13 protein-coding genes and 1 pseudogene are annotated in these 18734 nt (G+C 65.7%); 9 read left to right on the top strand and 5 right to left on the bottom strand.

From position 1 onward, the window contains the following. Positions 1-26 precede the first annotated feature (26 nt). Together kdpE and ACIP1U_RS00525 are read right to left on the bottom strand one after the other, a co-directional pair. Positions 27-722: a two-component system response regulator KdpE gene (gene kdpE / locus ACIP1U_RS00530; RefSeq protein WP_400310391.1), complete on the bottom strand. Its 696-nt coding sequence runs from the start codon at positions 720-722 to the stop codon at positions 27-29. Beyond that, positions 723-3632, bottom strand: a complete 2910-nt coding sequence (locus ACIP1U_RS00525; protein WP_400310388.1) for a DUF4118 domain-containing protein — start codon at positions 3630-3632, stop codon at positions 723-725. A gap of 260 nt (positions 3633-3892) precedes the next feature. Here ACIP1U_RS00525 and ACIP1U_RS00520 point away from each other — a divergent pair, with 260 nt between their 5' ends. Both ACIP1U_RS00520 and arsH read left to right on the top strand, forming a co-directional pair. After that, positions 3893-4222: an ArsR/SmtB family transcription factor gene (locus tag ACIP1U_RS00520; protein WP_400310386.1), complete on the top strand. Its 330-nt coding sequence runs from the start codon at positions 3893-3895 to the stop codon at positions 4220-4222. Positions 4223-4239: 17 nt separating this feature from the next. Continuing rightward, complete coding sequence (arsH, locus tag ACIP1U_RS00515; RefSeq protein ID WP_400310383.1) at positions 4240-5004, top strand: arsenical resistance protein ArsH; 765 nt, start codon at positions 4240-4242, stop codon at positions 5002-5004. Positions 5005-5052: 48 nt separating this feature from the next. On the opposite strand, the gene ACIP1U_RS00510 is transcribed toward arsH, so the two are convergent. After that, a complete protein-coding gene (locus tag ACIP1U_RS00510; RefSeq protein WP_400310380.1) occupies positions 5053-5976 on the bottom strand; it encodes a LysR family transcriptional regulator in 924 nt (307 codons plus the stop codon). Between the two features lie 142 nt (positions 5977-6118). Between ACIP1U_RS00510 and ACIP1U_RS00505 the strand changes: the two genes are divergently transcribed. From ACIP1U_RS00505 to ACIP1U_RS00480, 6 genes and pseudogenes are all read left to right on the top strand, one after another. Continuing rightward, entirely contained in the window at positions 6119-7207 is a 1089-nt protein-coding gene (locus ACIP1U_RS00505; protein ID WP_400310378.1) for a tartrate dehydrogenase, read from the top strand. A 168-nt stretch (positions 7208-7375) separates the two neighbouring features. After that, positions 7376-7963 (top strand): annotated as a pseudogene (locus ACIP1U_RS00500) (cation:dicarboxylate symporter family transporter); the annotation flags it as partial. 199 nt (positions 7964-8162) lie between these two features. After that, positions 8163-9392 carry a glycerate kinase gene (locus tag ACIP1U_RS00495; RefSeq protein WP_400310376.1) on the top strand — a complete coding sequence of 410 codons (1230 nt, stop codon included), beginning with the start codon at positions 8163-8165 and terminating at the stop codon, positions 9390-9392. Positions 9393-9404: 12 nt separating this feature from the next. Next, a complete protein-coding gene (gene pyk, locus ACIP1U_RS00490; protein WP_400310373.1) occupies positions 9405-10823 on the top strand; it encodes a pyruvate kinase in 1419 nt (472 codons plus the stop codon). A 10-nt stretch (positions 10824-10833) separates the two neighbouring features. Next, positions 10834-12120, top strand: a complete 1287-nt coding sequence (gene eno / locus ACIP1U_RS00485) for a phosphopyruvate hydratase (protein WP_400311704.1) — start codon at positions 10834-10836, stop codon at positions 12118-12120. 44 nt (positions 12121-12164) lie between these two features. Continuing rightward, the gene (locus ACIP1U_RS00480; RefSeq protein ID WP_400310370.1) at positions 12165-13157 is read left to right on the top strand and encodes a Bug family tripartite tricarboxylate transporter substrate binding protein; all 993 of its coding nucleotides are present in this window, start codon (positions 12165-12167) and stop codon (positions 13155-13157) included. Between the two features lie 216 nt (positions 13158-13373). On the opposite strand, the gene ACIP1U_RS00475 is transcribed toward ACIP1U_RS00480, so the two are convergent. Together ACIP1U_RS00475 and ACIP1U_RS00470 are read right to left on the bottom strand one after the other, a co-directional pair. Beyond that, positions 13374-13934 (bottom strand): single-stranded DNA-binding protein, encoded by a 561-nt coding sequence (locus ACIP1U_RS00475; protein WP_400310368.1) that lies wholly within the window; start codon positions 13932-13934, stop codon positions 13374-13376. A gap of 265 nt (positions 13935-14199) precedes the next feature. Next, on the bottom strand, positions 14200-15450 hold the full coding sequence (locus ACIP1U_RS00470; protein ID WP_400310365.1) for an MFS transporter: 1251 nt from the start codon (positions 15448-15450) through the stop codon (positions 14200-14202). Positions 15451-15858: 408 nt separating this feature from the next. Here ACIP1U_RS00470 and uvrA point away from each other — a divergent pair, with 408 nt between their 5' ends. After that, entirely contained in the window at positions 15859-18723 is a 2865-nt protein-coding gene (gene uvrA / locus ACIP1U_RS00465) for an excinuclease ABC subunit UvrA (RefSeq protein WP_400310362.1), read from the top strand. The last annotated feature ends 11 nt before the right edge of the window (positions 18724-18734 follow it).

The raw sequence follows: 18734 nt of genomic DNA, 5'->3' as shown, positions 1-18734 counted from the left end.
GTGCGGGGTCTCGTCACGGCGCGGCCTTATCCGGCGAACCGGTAGCCCAGCCCCACTTCGGTCAGCAGGTGGGCTGGCTGCGCCGGGTCCGCTTCAAGCTTGTGCCGCAGGTGTCCCATGTAGACGCGCAGGTACTGGCTGCTTTCCGAATGCGCGGGTCCCCATACCTCGCGCAGCAGTTCGCGGTGCGTCATGACCTTGCCACGATGCGCGATCAGCACGGCCAGCAGCCGGTACTCGATCGGCGTCAGGTGCACCGCCTGCCCGCCGCGCGTGACCACGCGGTTGGCGAGGTCGACCTGGATATCGCCGAACGCGACCTGGATGGAACCCTGCGCGTTGGCGCGGGCATGCCGGCGCAGCAGCACGCGCAGCCGCGCCACCAGCTCGGCGACGCCGAAGGGCTTGGTCAGGTAGTCGTCGGCCCCCGCATCCAGCGCGCCGACCTTGTCGGCTTCGCCGCTGCGCGCGGACAGCACCAGGATCGGCACGGCGGTCCATGTGCGCACCTCGCCGATCAGCTTGAGCCCGTCGCCGTCCGGCAGGCCCAGGTCGAGGATGACCAGGTCCGGCTGCCGCGTGCCGGCCTCGACCAGGCCGCGCTTGAGTGACTCGGCCTCGTGCACCGTGCAGCCCTCGGCCTCCAGCGTCAGGCGGACGAAGCGGCGGATATGCGGTTCGTCCTCGACGAGCAGGATCGTGGGCGAAAAATCGAACGGCATCTATGCCTCTCCTTGCTTGGTTGGCGACGGCCCGGGCGGCTCAGGCAGAGCGGCCGGCTCGGGCTCGATGGTTGGCGGGTTGCCGCGCGGCAACGCGATCGTGAAGCGCGCGCCGGTGCTGTCGTCGGGGCGCGCTTGCTGACCCTGCCGCTGCGCCGGTTCCACCCAGATGCGGCCGCCATGCGCCTGCATGATGGCCTCGCATACGGCCAGGCCCAAGCCGACGCCGGCGGTCGCGGACTCGCGTTCGCCGCGCGTGAATTTCTCGAATATCTGCCGCTCCCTGCCCCGGGGCACGCCTGGGCCGTCGTCCTCGACCACGACCCGGACCTCGCCGCCCGCAGCCATGGCCGACAACCGGATTTCGGTGCCTGGCGGCGTGTACTTGGCGGCATTCTCCAGCAGGTTGCACAGCACGCGCTCGACCAGCACGGCATCGCACTCCACCAGCGGCACTTGCGACAGGTCGGCCACAACTACGCGGTGACGCGCCAGCGCGTCGCGCATCGCGGCCAGGCTCGCGCCGACCAGTTCCTCGATCGACTGCCATTCCTGCCTGATGCGCACGTCGCGGCCCTGCAGCCTGGCCATGTCGAGCAGGTTCACCACCATGGTCCGCATGCGGCGCGCCTGCTCCAGCATCGCGGCGACGGTTTCGTCCAGTGGCGGGGCCAGCGGCGGCATGCCGCGCTGCATGGTTTCCGCCATGCCGATCAGGCTGGTCAGCGGCGTGCGCAGGTCATGCGAGACCGCGGCCAGCAGCGAGCTGCGCAGGCGCTCCGACTCCATCGACAACAGCGCCTGCTGCGCCACCTCGACATAGTGCAGCCGCTCGATCGCGATCGCGATCAGCGTGCAGAACACGTCGGCCTGGCGGCGCAACGCGGGCTGTGCGAACGCGTGCGGCACCGCGGGCTCTACGGCGAGCACGCCGCGGGTGCGCATCGGCGCCTTCAGCGGCAGGTACAGCACCGTGCTGCCCGGCAGCGTGTCGGTGCCGGTGCCGGCGGGCTGGCCATGGTGGAAGACCCATTCGGCCAGCACGCGGTCGATCGAGTCGGTGTGCCCGGCGCTGTTGTCCGTGCTGCGCGCCGGGCTGGCATCCGACACCGGCGGCAGCAGCCGCCCGTCCGCAGAGACCAGGAAGAAGGCCGAACTGGCATCGAAGGCGGCGCGCAGGAAGCGGCTGCCGATCGCGACGATCTGTTCGGGCTGCAATGCCGCCGACAGCTCACGCGCCAGTTCATACAGCGTGCGCGCATCCTCTTCGCGCTGCACCGCCAGCCGTGCCTGCTCGCGCAGCCCGGCGGTAAGCTGGCCGATCACCAGCCCGACCGACAGCAGCACCAGGAAGGTCAGCAGGTACTGCACGTCGCTGACGGCGAACGACAGCCGCGGCGGCACGAAGAAGAAATCGAACGCCGCCACCGCCAGCACCGACGCCAGCGCCGCCGGCCCGCGGCCATGGCGCAGCGCCACGCCAACCACCGCCACCAGGAACAGCATGACGATGTTGACCACGTCGAACCACGGCAGCGCCAGCGCCGACAGCAGCGTCGCGCCCGCGCACCACACCACGGCCCAGGCGTAGTCCTTGCGCCTCTCGCCATCGGGGCTTGCCGCAGCTTCCGTGCCGTCGGCGCCGTGGCGCGGACGCAGATCGGCGCGCGTCATGTCGGCGGCCACGCGGATGATATCGATCTCTGGGCAGCCGCGCGCCAGCGCATCGGCAAAGCTGGCGCGGCGGCTGGCCAGCCAGCCCGGTCCGCTGACGAACGGCGACAGTGCCAGGCCCAGCAGCGCGCGCGCGCGCTCCACCACCGAGCCGCCGCGGCGCCAGTCCGCCGGCGCGCGGCCGAGCACGACCTTGGTCAGGTTATGGCGCCGCACGTAGCGCGCAATCGCCAGCACCATGTCGTTGCCGGCCAGTGTTTCGGTCCGCGCGCCCAGTTCCTCGGCGAGACGCATCGCCGCCTGCAGGCGCAGCCGCGCGGCATCGGAAAGGGGTGCGAGCCGGGGCGTCGCCACGGTCACCACGTGCCAGTCGCAATCGAGCTGCCCGGCTAGCCGGCGCGCGCTGCGCACCACCTGCTCCGCATCGTCGCCGCTGCCGATGCAGGCAAGCACCGCCTCGCGCGTGCGCCAGACCGCCTGCACGGCTTCGGACTGGCGCCAGGCGCGCACATCGTCGTCGATGCGGTCCGCGGTGCGGCGCAGCGCCAGTTCGCGCAACGCGATCAGGTTGCCCTTGCGGAAGAAGTTGCGCGACGCGTGCCGCGCCTGCTCGGGCAGGTAGACCTTGCCCTCTTTCAGCCGGCGCAGCAGTTCATCGGCCGGCAGGTCGACCAGCACGACCTCGTCGGCGCCGTCGAAGACCGTGTCGGGCACGGTCTCCCACACGCGGATGCCGGTGATGCCGCCGACGGCCTCGTTGAGGCTCTCGAGGTGCTGCACGTTGACCGTGGTCCACACGTCGATGCCGGCCGCCTGCAGCTCCTGGATGTCCTGCCAGCGCTTGGGATGGCGGCTGCCCGGTGCGTTGGCGTGCGCCAGTTCATCGACCAGCACCAGCGCGGGATGGCGGGCCAGCGCCGCGTCGAGGTCGAACTCGCTCAGCACGCGCTCGCGGTACGGCACGGCTTTCATCGGCAGGCGCCCGATGCCGTCGACCAGCGCTTCGGTTTCCGCGCGGCCGTGGGTCTCGACCACGCCGATGACAACGTCGACGCCGTGCGCCGCCGCCGCGCGCGCCGCGGCAAGCATGGCAAAGGTCTTGCCTACGCCCGCCGATGCGCCGAAGTAGACCCTGAGCTTGCCGCGCGCGGCCCGCGCCGTTTCGGCCTGCACCTGCCTGAGCAGGTCATCGGGATCGGGGCGTGCACCGGCGGCGCGGAGTTCGGTATCAGTCATGGGAAAGTTCGCGCCCCATGCTAGCAGAACCGCCGCCTGTCCGACGCACGGCCACGGCACACGGCTGGCGCCGGCGCGGGGACGGCGGCGGCGATCAAATACGGACGACCCCGATCACGGCTGGCATCCTTGAGTGAGTCCCGGCAAGCTTATCGATGGGGCCGTAAAAACCGGATAGAAAGTAAGCAGACCGGCATAAAGAACATATAAAGATCGCATGACGTATTGCGAGATTTCCATTATTTGACTATCTTCGAATAATGGAAACAGACAAAGCCCTCGAAGCGCTTGCCGCGCTTGCGCACGCCATCCGCCTGGCCGTATTCCGCTTGCTCGTGCAGGCTGGTCCTGAAGGGCTGCCCGCGGGGCGCATCGCGGAACTCATGGAGATGCCGCCCTCGTCGCTGTCCTTTCACCTGAAGGAGTTGCACCGCGCAGGCCTGCTCGCCAGCCGCCAGGAAGGCCGTTCCATCATCTACGTGGCTCAATTCGAGACCATGAATGCCCTGCTGGGCTACCTCACGGACAACTGCTGTGGCGGCAATCCGTGCTCTCCCATATCCAGTTGTTCCTTCGCCTCAGAGTCCTAAGACCGCCGGAGGATCCAATGACCACGGACTTGATCAACGTCGTGCCGGCGGTACTCGATACCCCGGATCTGCGGAAGCTCGAACCACCACGCGTCAGTACCCACCCGCCGCGCATCCTGTTGCTCTATGGCTCATTGCGCGAGACGTCATACAGCCGGCTGCTCGTACTCGAAGCCGAACGAATCCTGAATCACTTCGGCGCCGAGACGCGGATCTTCGATCCGCACGGGCTGCCGATGTGCGACAGTGTCCCGGCAGATCACCCCAAAGTCGTCGAACTCCGCCAGCTCTCCCAATGGTCGGAAGGACAGGTCTGGTGCAGTCCCGAGCGGCACGGCACGCTGACGGCTGTTTTCAAGAACCAGATCGACTGGCTGCCGCTGGAGATGGGAGCCATTCGACCGACGCAGGGGCGCACACTCGCCGTCATGCAGGTCTGCGGCGGATCGCAGTCGTTCAACGCTGTCAACGCGCTCCGCGTGCTCGGTCGCTGGATGCGGATGGTGACGATTCCGAATCAGTCGTCCGTGGCGAAGGCATACCAGGAGTTCGACGCGGCCGGTCGCATGAAGCCGTCCTCCTACTATGACCGCGTGGTCGACGTCATGGAGGAGCTTTACAAGTTCACCCTGCTGGTGCGCGATCGCAGCGACTACCTCACGGACCGGTATAGCGAGCGCAAGGAATCCGCGCCGGCGAACGCCACCGCGCTCGCGGCGGCAGCCATGAGCCATGAGCGCGAAGCGCAGGTCGGCGACACCGATAGCGGCGAAGTCGAATAGCGAGCGGGCGGGATGGCCATATGACCAGGCGATGGTCCGCACAGAGTTTCATTGACCAAACGCTGCGAATTTGTCGGCGAGATACTCAACAAACAACCGGATTCGCGACGATAGCTGATGTCTCTGTTGATAAACCGCATAGATGTTTGCTTCTGGTGTTACATACTGCGGCAGCACCTGCACCAGTCTTCCGCTGCGGAGATAGCGGTCTACATCCCATTCGGCGCGGAGCACGATGCCGTGTCCCTCCAACGCCCAGTTCACGGCGATCTCGCCATCGTTGGTCGTCAGGTTGCCGCGCACGTGGATAGCCTCGGTGCGCGCCTTGGTTCCCTTAACCGCCGAGAGTCGCCAGACGCCATAGGCATCGCTACCCTGACGGATGCCAATGCAGTTGTGACGCGGTAGGTCCGCCGGTACCTGGGGCGTGCCGTGCTCGCGCAGGTAACTGGGCGAAGCCACCAGCAAACGGCGATTCGGCGCCAATTTCCGCGCTACGATGCGGGCGTCTGGCGGCTCGCCGAACCGCACGCAAACATCGAACGCCTCTTCCGTCAGTGGCGGTGGGTCAGCTGACAACTGCAGTTGCACATCCACATCGGGATACATCCGGCTGTAGTCGGAGATGACCGGCGCCACATGCATGCGTCCGAAACCGAGCGTGGCATTGACGCGAAGCAGGCCGCTGGGCCGGCCCTTGGCGCTGGTTAGCAATTGCTCCAAATCGTCCAGTTCACCCAGGATACGACGCGCGTGCTCGAGCAACACCTCGCCTTCCGGGGTCAGACTCATGCGCCGCGTAGTGCGGATTACCAGCGGCATGCCGATACGCGCCTCCATTTGGCCCAATCGCTTGCTGACCGCAGCCGTTGTGATACCGAGGTCGCGTGCGGCGGCGCTGAGGCTGCCCGCCGTAGCGAGGGCGGCGAAGAAGCCCAGCTCTGCGGGCTGGATTGCACTATTGGCCGCCATATTTCACCTTCAACCTAAAGTTAAGAATGGTTTAACTTTAGCCCTGATCCAAAACCTCGTCCACCCACCAGAATTCGTCCAACGCTCTCGGCAGCGGTGAAGCGCACCAAACGGAATTTTTAGACCAGACAGGAGACGAATGATGAAGACGTACAAGATTGCAACCATTCCCGGTGACGGCATTGGTAAGGAAGTCGTACCCGCCGGCCGTGAGGTCATGGAAGCTCTGGCCGCCGCCGGCGCCGACTTTCGCTTCGAGTTCGAGAACTTCGATTGGGGCGGCGACTACTACCGCCAGCATGGCGTGATGATGCCGGCAGATGGCCTTGATGCGCTGCGTGGCAAAGACGCAATCCTATTCGGCTCCGCTGGCGACAACCAGATTCCCGACCACATCACGCTCTGGGGCCTGCGCCTGAAGATCTGCCAGGGCTTTGACCAGTACGCCAACGTACGCCCGACGCGCATCCTGCCCGGCATCGATGGCCCGCTCAAGCGCTGCGCGCCGGAAGACCTGAACTGGGTAATAGTGCGCGAGAACTCGGAAGGCGAATACTCGGGAGTCGGCGGCCGCGTGCACCAGGGCCATCCGATTGAAGCCGCTACTGACGTATCGATGATGACGCGCGTCGGCGTGGAGCGCATTCTGCGCTTCGCGTTCAAGCTTGCCCAGTCGCGCCCGCGCAAGCTGCTGACGGTGATCACCAAATCCAACGCACAACGTCATGCCATGGTCATGTGGGACGAAGTGGCCCTGCAGGTAGCGAAGGACTTTCCCGATGTCACCTGGGACAAGGAACTGGTCGATGCCGCCACCGCCCGCATGGTGAACCGTCCCAAGACGCTCGACACGATCGTCGCGACCAACCTGCACGCCGATATCCTGAGCGACCTGGCTGCCGCGCTGGCCGGCAGCCTGGGCATTGCGCCCACCGGCAACATCGATCCGGAGCGCCGCTATCCGTCAATGTTCGAGCCGATCCACGGGTCCGCGTTCGACATCATGGGCAAGGGCCTGGCCAACCCCGTCGGCACGTTCTGGTCGGTGGTCATGCTGCTGGAGCACCTGGGCGAGAACGCAGCCGCGCAACGCGTGATGGCAGCGATCGAAGCCGTGACCGCCAACCCTGCACTGCATACCGGCGACCTCGGCGGCAAGGCGAAAACGGTCGACGTGACCAAGGCGGTCTGCGACTTCCTGGCTGCGAACAGGCAGCCCAAAGCCGCGTAAGGCGGCCTCTCAGCCTGCGCCTTCTCTTAGCACCTTCGCGGCCCGGTTGCGACCGGGCCGCCGGCAGACGCGCGCGCCGTGCGTGCGCCTGCGCCCTTACGGTCCCCGACAACGGCCAGCAGAGCCTTCGACCGCAAGCGACTCATCTCGAATCAGCAGGAGACAGCAATGATTCAACGGCTATTGGGCAAGCTGTACGTGCAGGTACTGTTCGGCGTGTCAGCCGGCATTGCGCTCGGCGTGTTCTATCCGGACCTCGGCAGCAGCCTCAAGCCATTCGGCGACGTATTTATCAAGCTCATCAAGATGGTCTTTGCGCCGATCATCTTCGCCACCGTGGTACTCGGCATCGCGCGCATGGAGAACATGAAGGAACTGGGGCGCGTGGGCGTGCGCGCGCTGCTCTATTTCGAGATCCTGTCCACGTTTGCTTTGGCCCTTGGCCTGATCGTCGTGAACCTGGTGCAGCCGGGCGCCGGCATGAACGTCGATGCCGCGCACCTTGACACCAAGGCCATCGCCAACTACACGCATGCGGCCGAGAAGCCACACTCGTTCATCGATTTCCTGATGAACATGGTGCCAACGAGCGTAATCGACGCGCTGGCACGTAACGACATCCTCCAGATTCTGGTCTTCGCTACGCTGTTCGGCATTGCACTGTCCCATATCGGACCGCGCGCCAAGCCCGTGATCGAGTTTCTCGATTCGTTCACACACGGCATTTTCTCGGTCGTCGGCATGGTTATGCGCCTGCGCCGCTGGCTGCGAAGCAGTTGGAGGACGCACTCGACGGCAAGATCGTGGATGACCCCGAGGTACTGGCAGAGCCGGCAGAAGCACCATCGCTGGGAGAACGGTTGTCACGAGCCGCTAATGCGCACGCCGGACTGATGCACTGAGGTCGATGACGATGAGAATCAATACCCAAAAAGCCTCAGCACTGTTGCGCCGCATGTTCGACGCCGCCGTCGCCGCTGCGCAGCCATCGCTGACCATGGCGCACCACTTGCCCGAACGTCCGAAAGGACGCACGGTTGTGATCGGTGCCGGCAAGGCATCGGCGGCCATGGCGCGGGCTTTTGAAGCCGCCTGGCCGTGGACGCTGGAGGGTCTCGTAGTCACGCGTTACGGCTATGCCGTGCCATGCGAGCGCATTGAAGTGGTGGAAGCCGCGCATCCGGTGCCCGACATCGCCGGGCATGAAGCCGCGCGCCGCATGCTGGAACTGGTCTCCGGCCTGACCGAAGACGATCTGGTAGTCAGCCTGGTCTCCGGCGGCGGGTCTTCGCTGCTGCCGCTGCCGCTGGCGGGCATTTCGCTCGAAGACAAGCAGGCCATCAATCGCGCGCTGCTCAAGTCGGGAGCCACGATCACGGAGATGAACTGCGTCCGGCGCCATCTATCGGCGATCAAGGGCGGGCGCCTGGCCGCGGCCTGCTATCCCGCTCGGGTCTGCAATCTGCTGCTGTCCGATGTGCCGGGCGATGACCACATCGACATCGCATCGGGCCCCACAGTTCCAGACCCCACCACACGCCAGGACGCTCTCGACATCGTTCGCCGCTACGGCCTGGAGGTGCCCATGCACGTCATGCGCGTGCTGGAATCCGAAGTGGCCGAAACCATCAAGCCCGGCGATGCGCGGCTGCCGCGCATCGACACCACCTTGATCGCCACGCCCCGCATGGCATTGCAAGCGGCTGCCAGCGTCGCGCGGGACGCGGGGTTCCCCGTGCACCTGCTCGGCGATGCCATCGAAGGCGAGGCGCGCGATGTCGGGCTAGTACTGGGGTCGCTTGCCCTGGAATCGGCCAACTACCAGCTATTCCCCACCCCGTGCGTGCTGCTATCGGGCGGCGAAACCACCGTCACTGTACGGGGCAAGGGACGTGGTGGCCGCAACGTGGAGTTCCTGCTCGCACTTGCGCTGACACTGCGCGGCGACGCCCGCATTCATGCGCTGGCGGGCGACACCGATGGTGTCGACGGCCAGGAAGAGATTGCCGGCGCCATCGTGACGCCCGATACCTTGCAGCGTGCCTGGGCGCTAGGCATCCGCCCGCAGGATGCGCTGACCGACAACGACGGCCACAGTTTTTTTGAAGCGCTGGGCGATGCCGTCATCACCGGCCCCACCCTTACCAACGTCAACGATTTCCGCGCGATCCTGATCGCGCCCTGATGGAGTATCACCATGAGACGCCTTCGCAATGCGAAGATCGTGGCCACGCTGGGGCCCGCCAGCACGTCACCCGAGATCATCGATGCCCTGTTTGACGCGGGCGCAGATGTGTTCCGTCTGAATTTCAGCCACGGCAGCCACGACGACCACCGGCAGCGGCTTGACACGATCCGGGCCATCGAGCAAGAGCGTGGCCGCCCTATCGGCGTGCTGCTTGATCTGCAAGGCCCGAAGCTGCGCATCGGCACGTTTGCCGAGGGGCCAATCCAGCTTGCGGCAGAGGCATCGTTTCGCCTCGACCTGGACAAGGATCTCCCTGGTTCCGCTGCCCGCGTGAGCTTGCCCCACCAGGAAATCTTCGCGGCGCTGCGCGAAGGTACCGATCTGCTGCTCGACGACGGCAAGATCCGCCTGCGCGTGGACCGTTGCGGTAGCGACTTCGCCGAGACCACGGTCGTCAATGGCGGCGCACTGTCCGACCGCAAGGGTGTCAACGTGCCTGGCGTGGTGCTGCCGCTCTCGGCAATGACCGATAAAGACCGCCGCGATCTCGAGTTTGGCCTGACGCTCGGTGTGGACTGGATTGCGCTGTCGTTCGTGCAGCGCCCCGAAGACATCCAGGAGATCAAGGCCATCGTGCAGGACCGCGCCGGTATCGTCGCCAAGCTGGAAAAGCCTGCCGCGATCCAGAGCCTCGATGCCATCGTTGCCGAAGCCGACGCGGTGATGGTGGCACGTGGCGATCTCGGGGTAGAAATGCCCGCCGAGCAAGTGCCGTCGCTGCAGAAGCAGATCGTGCGCGCCTGCCGCAAGGCGGGCAAACCCGTCATCGTGGCCACGCAGATGCTGGAATCGATGATCGCCGCGCCGGTGCCCACGCGTGCGGAAGCCTCCGATGTGGCCACGGCCGTCTACGACGGCGCCGATGCGGTAATGCTCTCCGCCGAGTCAGCCTCCGGCCGATATCCCGTGGAGGCCGTGAGGATGATGAACAGCATCATCACGCGCACTGAGTCCGATCCGCTCTATCACGACGCGATTCAGGCTTCGCACACGCCGCCGCGCGCCGAGGCTGCCGACGCCATCGGCTACGCAGTGCGCCATGTGGCGGGACTGCTCAAAGTGCCGGCCACGGTTGCATACACCAGCTCAGGCTACTCCGCGCTGCGCATGGCGCGCGAGCGCCCCGAAGTGCCGATTCTGGGCATGACGCCGCGCATGGCCACGGCGCGCCGGCTGGCGCTTGCCTGGGGCGTCCACGCAGTGCTGTGCCATGAAGTCGTCGACGTGCTGGAAATGACTGAGCTGGCAAGCCGGACCGTCGTCAAGGAGCGCTTTGGCGAGCGCGGCCAGTCGATCGTCATTTCCGCCGGCCTGCCTTTCACGGTGGCCGGCACTACCAATCTGCTGCGCATCGCACAGGTCCAATGAGGGACGCAATATGTCAGTGATCCAGGAAGTGCGCGGCTACGAGATCCTCGACTCGCGCGGCAATCCGACCGTGGCCGCCCAGGTGCTGCTGGCCGATGGCAGCGAAGGCTTTGCAGCGGCACCCTCCGGTGCCTCCACGGGCGCGCGTGAGGCAATCGAACTGCGCGACGGCGACCGTCAGCGTTATTCCGGCAAGGGCGTGCGCAAGGCGGTAGGCCACATCAACGTCGACATCGCACGCACGCTGGCTGGCATGCGCGTATCGGAGCAGGCGGAAATCGATCAGTGCCTGATCCGGCTGGACGGCACCACCGACAAATCGCGCCTTGGCGCGAACGCGCTGCTGGCTGTCTCGCTTGCCCTGGCGCGGGCAGCCGCGGCATCGGAAGGTGTGCCGCTCTACCGCTTGATTGGCGGCGACAACCAGCAGATGCGCCTGCCCATGCCGATGATGAACATCGTCAACGGTGGCGCGCATGCCGACAACAGTGTGGATATGCAGGAGTTCATGATTCTGCCCGTGGGCGCACCGTCGTTCTCGGAAGCCGTGCGCTGGGGCGCGGAAGTCTTTCATACGCTCAAGGCGCTGCTGAAACAGCGCGGCTTTTCCACGGCCGTGGGTGACGAGGGCGGCTTTGCGCCGGACCTGAAGTCGAACGAACAGGCGCTGGAAGTCATCATGCAGGCCATCGACGTCGCTGGCTTTCAGGCAGGCCGCGATATCGCGCTTGGGCTCGACGTCGCCAGCTCCGAATTCTATCGAGACGGCAGCTATGTGCTGCACTCCGAGAACCGCAGCTACGACGCGGTCGGCTTCGTCGATCTGCTGGCCGGCTGGGTGGCGCAATACCCGATTGTCACGATCGAGGACGGCATGGCCGAGGGCGACTGGCAAGGCTGGAAGGTGCTGACAGAACGTCTGGGACGCCAGGTGCAGCTCGTAGGCGATGACCTGTTCGTCACCAACACCGCCATCCTCCGGGAAGGCATCGACAGCGGCGTGGCCAATGCCATCCTGATCAAGCCAAACCAGATCGGCACGTTGACCGAAACGCTGGCGGCCATCGAGATGGCCCGGCAGGCAGGCTATGCGTCGGTGATGTCGCACCGGTCCGGTGAGACCGAGGACACGACGATCGCCGACCTCAGCGTCTGCACGGCCGCCACGCAGATCAAAACCGGATCGCTGTCGCGTTCTGACCGCGTCGCCAAGTACAACCGCCTGCTCTACATCGAGGCGGAACTTGGCTGCGCTGCCACGTTCGCGGGCCGCGCAGCGTTCTCCGTATCGGTATAGCCACCCTTCACGCATTCCTATCACTACAAGCAAAGGAGACAACAATGCGTACTTTCACCACCCAGACTATCCGCCGAATCTGTGGCCTGACGATCTGCGCCATCGGACTTTGCGGCGCTTCCGCGGCGATGGCACAGAACTGGCCGGCCAAACCGATCAGCCTAGTAGTGCCGTTCCCGTCGGGCGGCACCACCGACATGCTGGCGCGCGCGCTCGGCGACCAGTTGTCGAAGGCCCTGGACCAACCGGTCATTGTCGAGAACCGGCCCGGTGCCGGTGCCACCGTGGGCGCCGACTATGTCGCGAAGGCCAAGCCCGATGGCTATACGCTGCTGATGGGCGCCGTACACCACACGATCGCCACTTCCGTCTACAAGAAGCTACCCTACAGCTTCCAGAAGGATCTAGTGCCGGTCTCCACGCTGGCGATGGTGCCTAACGTGCTCGTCATCAACAGTGCGAAGACGCCGGCAAAGAATGTGGCCGAGCTGGTCGCGCTGGCAAAGAAGGCTTCGCCGGAACTGTCATACGGCTCGAATGGCAACGGCACCGCGCAACATTTGATCGGCACACAGTTCCAGGCGACCACCGGTGTGAAGTTGCTGCATGTTCCCTATAAGGGTAGCGGCCCGCTGACTACCGACCTGCTTGGGGGACAGGTGTCCATGTCCTTCGACACACTGACCACGGTGCTGCCTCACATCAAGGGCGGCAAGCTCAAGGCGCTGGCGGTGACCACAGCGAAGCGGTCCACTGCGTTGCCCGAAGTACCGACGATGGAGGAGTCCGGGCTCAAGGGTTTCGATATCGGCACCTGGTTCGGTGTTCTCGCCCCTGCCGCTACGCCCAAGCCGGTGGTCACGCGCTTGAATGCCGAGATCGTCAAGATCGTGAATTCGCCTGACTTCCAGCAGCGCATGTTGGCCGCAGGCGCGGAGCCCATGTCGAGCACGCCGGAAGCGTTTGCCAAGCGCATCAACGACGAGACGAGCAAGTTCGCCGTCTTGGTCAAGGATGGCAAAGTCACCATTGAATAACTCAGTTCTTTTTGCCAAGGAAGCCGACTGGATCCTGTCCGAGATTTTCGCTCCTGGGCGCCGAAGTGACACTTTCGCTTCCTGACGGAAATCTCATGCTCCCCCGCAAAACCGCCCTCGGATCTTCCAACGCACCACTGCCCATAAGGTACTGATTAAAAAGACAAACCCCGCCTTTGAGCGGGGTTTGTCTTTACAGCTTTTACTTACACTAAATTAAAAAGGAATATCGTCGTCCATATCCTCGAAACCATTCGACGGCGCCTGCTGCGGGCGACGGGCTCCGCCACCACCCTGACCACCGCCTTGGCCACCCTGGCCGCCCTGGCCGCCCCGGCCGCCGCCGTAACCACCACCGCCGCCGCCCTGCGCTTCACGGCTGTAGCCACCGCCACCCCCGCCGCCACCGCCGTAGCCGCCTTCATCGCCACCACCGCCACCCTGGCGCGAGCCCAGCATTTGCATCTGGTCGGCGACGATTTCGGTCGAGTACTTGTCCTGGCCGGACTGGTCCTGCCACTTGCGGGTGCGGATGCGGCCTTCGATATAGACCGACGAGCCCTTGCGCAGGTACTGGCCGGCGATTTCGGCCAGCTTGCCGAACATCGAAACGCGGTGCCACTCGGTGGCTTCCTTCATCTCGCCGGACTGCTTGTCCTTGTAGCGATCGGTGGTCGCCAGGCGAAGGTTGGTGACCGCGTCGCCGCTGGGCATGTAGCGGGTTTCGGGGTCGGCGCCGAGGTTGCCGACGAGAATGACTTTGTTGACCGAGGCCATGTGAATGTTCTCCAAAAGCCACGCGCTGTGTTGAAAAGCGTGGCAATACGGTGGCAATACGATGAGGGTGAAGCTGACTGCAAGTGTGATCCGATACTGCGCCGGCGGCTACCGTGGCTGGTTGCCTGGTTCCGCACTGCAGCGCCGCCAAGGCACAGCAACGTAAACGAACATCGCGCCGCCCGGCCGGTGTCGGGTGGCGCGATCATGCTAGGCCATCTTCGGCCCGGAAAGCGTTACGGATTGATGCGATGCCAAGGCAACTTCATGCAGCCGGCGCCGGTGCGGCTTCCTGCCCGCGGGCCGGGGGTGCCTTCATGCTCCAGGCGATTATAAGCCAGAGCAGCAGCACGGCCGCGCAGCCGACGAACACCGCGCTGCGGCCCTCGTACTTGAGCAGCCAGCCGCCGACGGCGCCGCCCAGAAAGAGGCCCAGCGCCTGCGTGGTGTTGTACACGCCGAGTGCCGCTCCGCGCGCGGCGGCCGCGTAGCGCGACACCAGCGAGGGCTGCATTGCCTCCAGCACGTTGAACGCGACAAAGAACAGCAACAGCACGGCGACGATGGCCCACAAGCCATGCACCGCTGCGAACAGCAGCTGCACCGCGGTCATCAGCGCCACCGCGCCCAGCAGCACCGGGCGTACGCGGCCGTAGCGCTCGGCCGCCATCATCGGGCCCAGCATCAGCACGAACGACACCAGCACCACCGGCAGGTAGACCTTCCAGTGCTGGTCGAGCGGCATGCCGGCATCGGTCAGCATCGCCGGCACCACCATGAACATGGCCACCTGCGACGCATGGAGCGCCAGCACGCCGACATTCAGCCGCGCCAGATCGGCATTGAGCAGCACCTTGCGGAACGGCAGTCGCACCGGGTGCGGCGCGGGCGGCGTCGGGACCAGGAACAGCGTCACGCCGATGGCCACCAGCCCCAGCACCGACATCAGGCTGAAGATGCCCGGCATGCCGATGCTGTGCAACAGCGGCGATGCGATCACCAGCGACAGCGCAAAGGTCAGGCCGATGCTGCCACCGACCATCGCCATTGCCTTGGTGCGATGGCGCTCGCGCGTGAGATCGGCGATGCAGGCGGTGATCGCCGCCGAGATCGCCCCCATGCCCTGTAGCGCGCGGCCGGCGATGATGCCCGTCAGGGTATCGGAGAACGCCGCCACCAGGCCGCCCGCGATAAACAGCAGCAGCCCGGCCACCATGACCGGCTTGCGACCGATGCGGTCGGACAGCCAGCCCAGCGGGATATGCAGGAAGGCCTGCATCAGTCCATAGATACCCATGGCGAGGCCGACGCGCTGGGCGTCATGCCCGTCGGGCAGGGTGCGGGCGTACTCGGCAAATACGGGCAGGATCAGGAACAGCCCCAGCATGCGCAGCGCGAAGATGCTGGCCAGCGACACGCTGGCGCGCAGTTCGGTGCGCGTCATGCGTTCGCGGGCGGGGGCCTGGGACGCGCCGGCAGGGCTCGCGTCCGGGGAAGAAGACTGGATCGGCGGCATTGCGATCGTGAGGATCTCTGGAAAGCGGGTCGGCTGGCGGGGCCGGCCGGTTGGCCGTTTGTGACGGCCTCGGCCGGCATGGCCTTTAGCCGATGTCCGCCCGCCTTCCGGGTTCGCCCTGGAATCGGGCCGGCGGCGGCTTCGCGCCGGGTCCCCGGCACGCGCCCTTTTCTGGGCCGACCACCCCGGAAACCGAAGTTGGGTATATTAACAGGTTTGCTCCTTCGCGCTTCCCGGGTCACCTGGCTTTGCCAGAGGGCTCCCGGGCGTGTGCCCGGATACGCATTCCGCCGTCGCCAGCGGCAGGAAGTGCCAGCCAGCGCACTTGAACACTGGATTCCGCCTTTCCTTCAGACAGCCTCGGCCAGCCCGGCCCGGGCGGCCTGCCTGGCGACGACTTTTCGGCATATGGAAGAAATCAAGATCCGTGGGGCGCGTACCCACAACCTGAAGAACATCAATCTCGACCTGCCGCGCAACCGGCTGATCGTGATCACCGGCCTGTCGGGCTCGGGCAAGTCTTCGCTCGCCTTCGATACGCTCTATGCCGAGGGCCAGCGCCGCTACGTGGAGTCGCTCTCCGCCTACGCCCGCCAGTTCCTGCAGCTGATGGAAAAGCCGGATGTCGACCTGATCGAAGGCCTGTCGCCCGCGATTTCGATCGAGCAGAAGGCCACCAGCCACAACCCGCGCTCGACCGTCGGCACCGTCACCGAGATCCACGACTACCTGCGCCTGCTGTACGCGCGCGCCGGCACGCCCTACTGCCCCGACCACAACCTGCCGCTGCAGGCACAGAGCGTGTCGCAGATGGTGGATGCGGCGCTGGCGCTGCCGGAAGACACCAAGCTGATGATCCTGGCGCCGGTGGTGGTCGACCGCAAGGGCGAGCATTCGGACCTGTTCGACAGCATGCAGGCGCAGGGCTTCGTGCGCTTTCGCATCCGCTCGGGCGGCGGCACCGCGCACGAGGCCGAGGCCAGGGTGTATGAGGTCGACCAGCTGCCCAAGCTGAAGAAAACCGAGAAGCACAGCATCGACGTGGTGGTCGACCGCGTGAAGGTCCGCGCCGACATCAAGCAGCGCCTGGCCGAATCGTTCGAGACCGCGCTGCGCCTGGCCGACGGCCGCGCGCTGGCGCTGGAGATGGACAGCGCCAAGGAGCACACCTTCAGCTCGCGCTTTGCCTGCCCGATCTGCTCGTACTCGCTGCAGGAGCTGGAGCCGCGGCTGTTCTCGTTCAACAACCCGATGGGCGCGTGCCCGAGCTGCGACGGGCTGGGCCAGATCACCTTCTTCGACCCCAAGCGCGTGGTGGCTTTCCCCAACCTGTCGCTGGCCTCGGGCGCGATCAAGGGCTGGGACCGGCGCAACCAGTTCTACTTCCAGATGCTGCAGAGCCTGGCGGCGTTCTACGACTTCGATACCGAGACAGCGTTCGAAGAATTGCCGGAGAACGTGCAGCAAGTGGTGCTGCATGGCTCGGGCGAGCAAGAGATCCCGTTCACCTACATCAACGAGCGCGGCCGCACCACGGTGCGCGAGCATGTGTTTGAAGGGATCATCCCCAACCTGGAACGCCGCTACCGCGAGACCGATTCCGTCGCCGTGCGCGAGGAACTGGCCAAGTACCAGAACAACCAGCCCTGCCCCGCCTGCCACGGCACGCGGCTGCGTACCGAGGCTCGCCACGTCAAGCTGGGCGAGAACGAGCAGGCGCGCGCGATCTATGAGATCAACGGCTGGCCGCTGCGCGACACGCTGACCTACTTCCTGACGCTGGACATGCACGGCGCCAAGCGCGAGATCGCCGACAAGATCGTCAAGGAAATCACCGCGCGGCTGAACTTCCTCAACAACGTGGGGCTGGACTACCTGTCGCTGGAGCGCAGCGCCGACACGCTGTCGGGCGGCGAGGCACAGCGCATCCGGCTGGCGTCGCAGATCGGCTCGGGCCTGACCGGCGTGATGTACGTGCTGGACGAGCCTTCGATCGGCCTGCACCAGCGCGACAACGACCGCCTGATCGGCACGCTCAAGCACCTGCGCGATATCGGCAACTCGGTGCTGGTGGTCGAGCATGACGAGGACATGATCCGCGCCTGCGACTACGTGGTCGATATCGGCCCGGGCGCGGGCGTGCACGGCGGCATGATCGTGGCCGAGGGCACGCCGCGGCAGATCGAGGATTCGCCGGCATCGCTGACGGGGCAGTACCTGTCGGGCCAGCGCCGCATCGAAGTGCCGAAGCAGCGTGCCGCCCCGGACGAAGAACGGCTGCTGCGCATCGTCAACGCCAGCGGCAACAACCTGCGCAACGTCACCGCCGAGGTGCCGGTGGGTTTGCTCACCTGCATCACCGGCGTGTCCGGCTCGGGCAAGTCGACGCTGATCAACGATACGCTCTACCACGCCGTGGCGCGCCACCTGTACGGCTCGACGCCGGAGCCGGCGCAGCACGACCGCATCGAGGGGCTGGAGCATTTCGACAAGGTCATCAACGTCGACCAGAGCCCGATCGGCCGCACCCCGCGCTCCAACCCGGCCACCTACACCGGCCTGTTCACGCCGATCCGCGAGCTGTTCGCCGGCGTGCCCTCGGCCAAGGAGCGTGGCTACGACCCGGGCCGCTTCTCGTTCAACGTCAAAGGCGGGCGCTGCGAATCCTGCCAGGGCGACGGCGTGCTCAAGGTCGAGATGCACTTCCTGCCCGACGTGTACGTGCCCTGCGACGTCTGCCACGGCAAGCGCTACAACCGCGAGACGCTGGAGGTGCTGTACAAGGGCAAGAATATCTCGGAGGTGCTGGACCTGACCGTCGAGCAGGCGCACGAGTTCTTCAGCGCGGTGCCGGTGGTGCGGCGCAAGCTGCAGACGCTGCTGGACGTGGGCCTGGGCTATATCCGGCTGGGGCAGTCGGCGACCACGCTGTCGGGCGGCGAGGCGCAGCGCGTGAAGCTGTCGCTGGAGCTGTCCAAGCGCGACACCGGGCGCACGCTCTATATCCTGGACGAGCCCACCACGGGCCTGCACTTCCACGATATCGAGCTGCTGCTCAAGGTCATCCACAAGCTGCGCGACCAGGGCAACACCGTGGTCATCATCGAGCACAACCTGGACGTCATCAAGACCGCCGACTGGCTGATCGACATGGGCCCGGAGGGCGGCGCCGGCGGCGGCCAGGTGATCGCGCGCGGCACGCCGGAGGCGGTGGCGAAGAGCAAGGCCAGCTTCACCGGCAAGTATCTGGCGCCGCTGCTCAAGCGCGGCTGACCTGCGGACCG

The organism is Cupriavidus sp. NPDC089707, assembly GCF_044748965.1.
Lineage (GTDB): Bacteria > Pseudomonadota > Gammaproteobacteria > Burkholderiales > Burkholderiaceae > Cupriavidus.
Note: the sequence above shows the minus strand (reverse complement) of the source record. Positions and strands in the feature narration are given on the sequence as shown.

Bases quoted from the DNA above. Each gene is read 5' to 3' on its own strand.
- kdpE (WP_400310391.1), bottom strand. From the start codon at position 722: ATGCCGTTCGATTTTTCGCCCACGATCCTGCTCGTCGAGGACGAACCG.
- ACIP1U_RS00495 (WP_400310376.1), top strand. From the start codon at position 8,163: ATGTTCGACGCCGCCGTCGCCGCTGCGCAGCCATCGCTGACCATGGCG.
- arsH (WP_400310383.1), top strand. From the start codon at position 4,240: ATGACCACGGACTTGATCAACGTCGTGCCGGCGGTACTCGATACCCCG.
- pyk (WP_400310373.1), top strand. From the start codon at position 9,405: ATGAGACGCCTTCGCAATGCGAAGATCGTGGCCACGCTGGGGCCCGCC.
- ACIP1U_RS00520 (WP_400310386.1), top strand. From the start codon at position 3,893: ATGGAAACAGACAAAGCCCTCGAAGCGCTTGCCGCGCTTGCGCACGCC.
- ACIP1U_RS00510 (WP_400310380.1), bottom strand. From the start codon at position 5,976: ATGGCGGCCAATAGTGCAATCCAGCCCGCAGAGCTGGGCTTCTTCGCC.
- ACIP1U_RS00475 (WP_400310368.1), bottom strand. From the start codon at position 13,934: ATGGCCTCGGTCAACAAAGTCATTCTCGTCGGCAACCTCGGCGCCGAC.
- uvrA (WP_400310362.1), top strand. From the start codon at position 15,859: ATGGAAGAAATCAAGATCCGTGGGGCGCGTACCCACAACCTGAAGAAC.
- eno (WP_400311704.1), top strand. From the start codon at position 10,834: ATGTCAGTGATCCAGGAAGTGCGCGGCTACGAGATCCTCGACTCGCGC.
- ACIP1U_RS00505 (WP_400310378.1), top strand. From the start codon at position 6,119: ATGAAGACGTACAAGATTGCAACCATTCCCGGTGACGGCATTGGTAAG.
- ACIP1U_RS00525 (WP_400310388.1), bottom strand. From the start codon at position 3,632: ATGACTGATACCGAACTCCGCGCCGCCGGTGCACGCCCCGATCCCGAT.
- ACIP1U_RS00470 (WP_400310365.1), bottom strand. From the start codon at position 15,450: ATGCCGCCGATCCAGTCTTCTTCCCCGGACGCGAGCCCTGCCGGCGCG.
- ACIP1U_RS00480 (WP_400310370.1), top strand. From the start codon at position 12,165: ATGCGTACTTTCACCACCCAGACTATCCGCCGAATCTGTGGCCTGACG.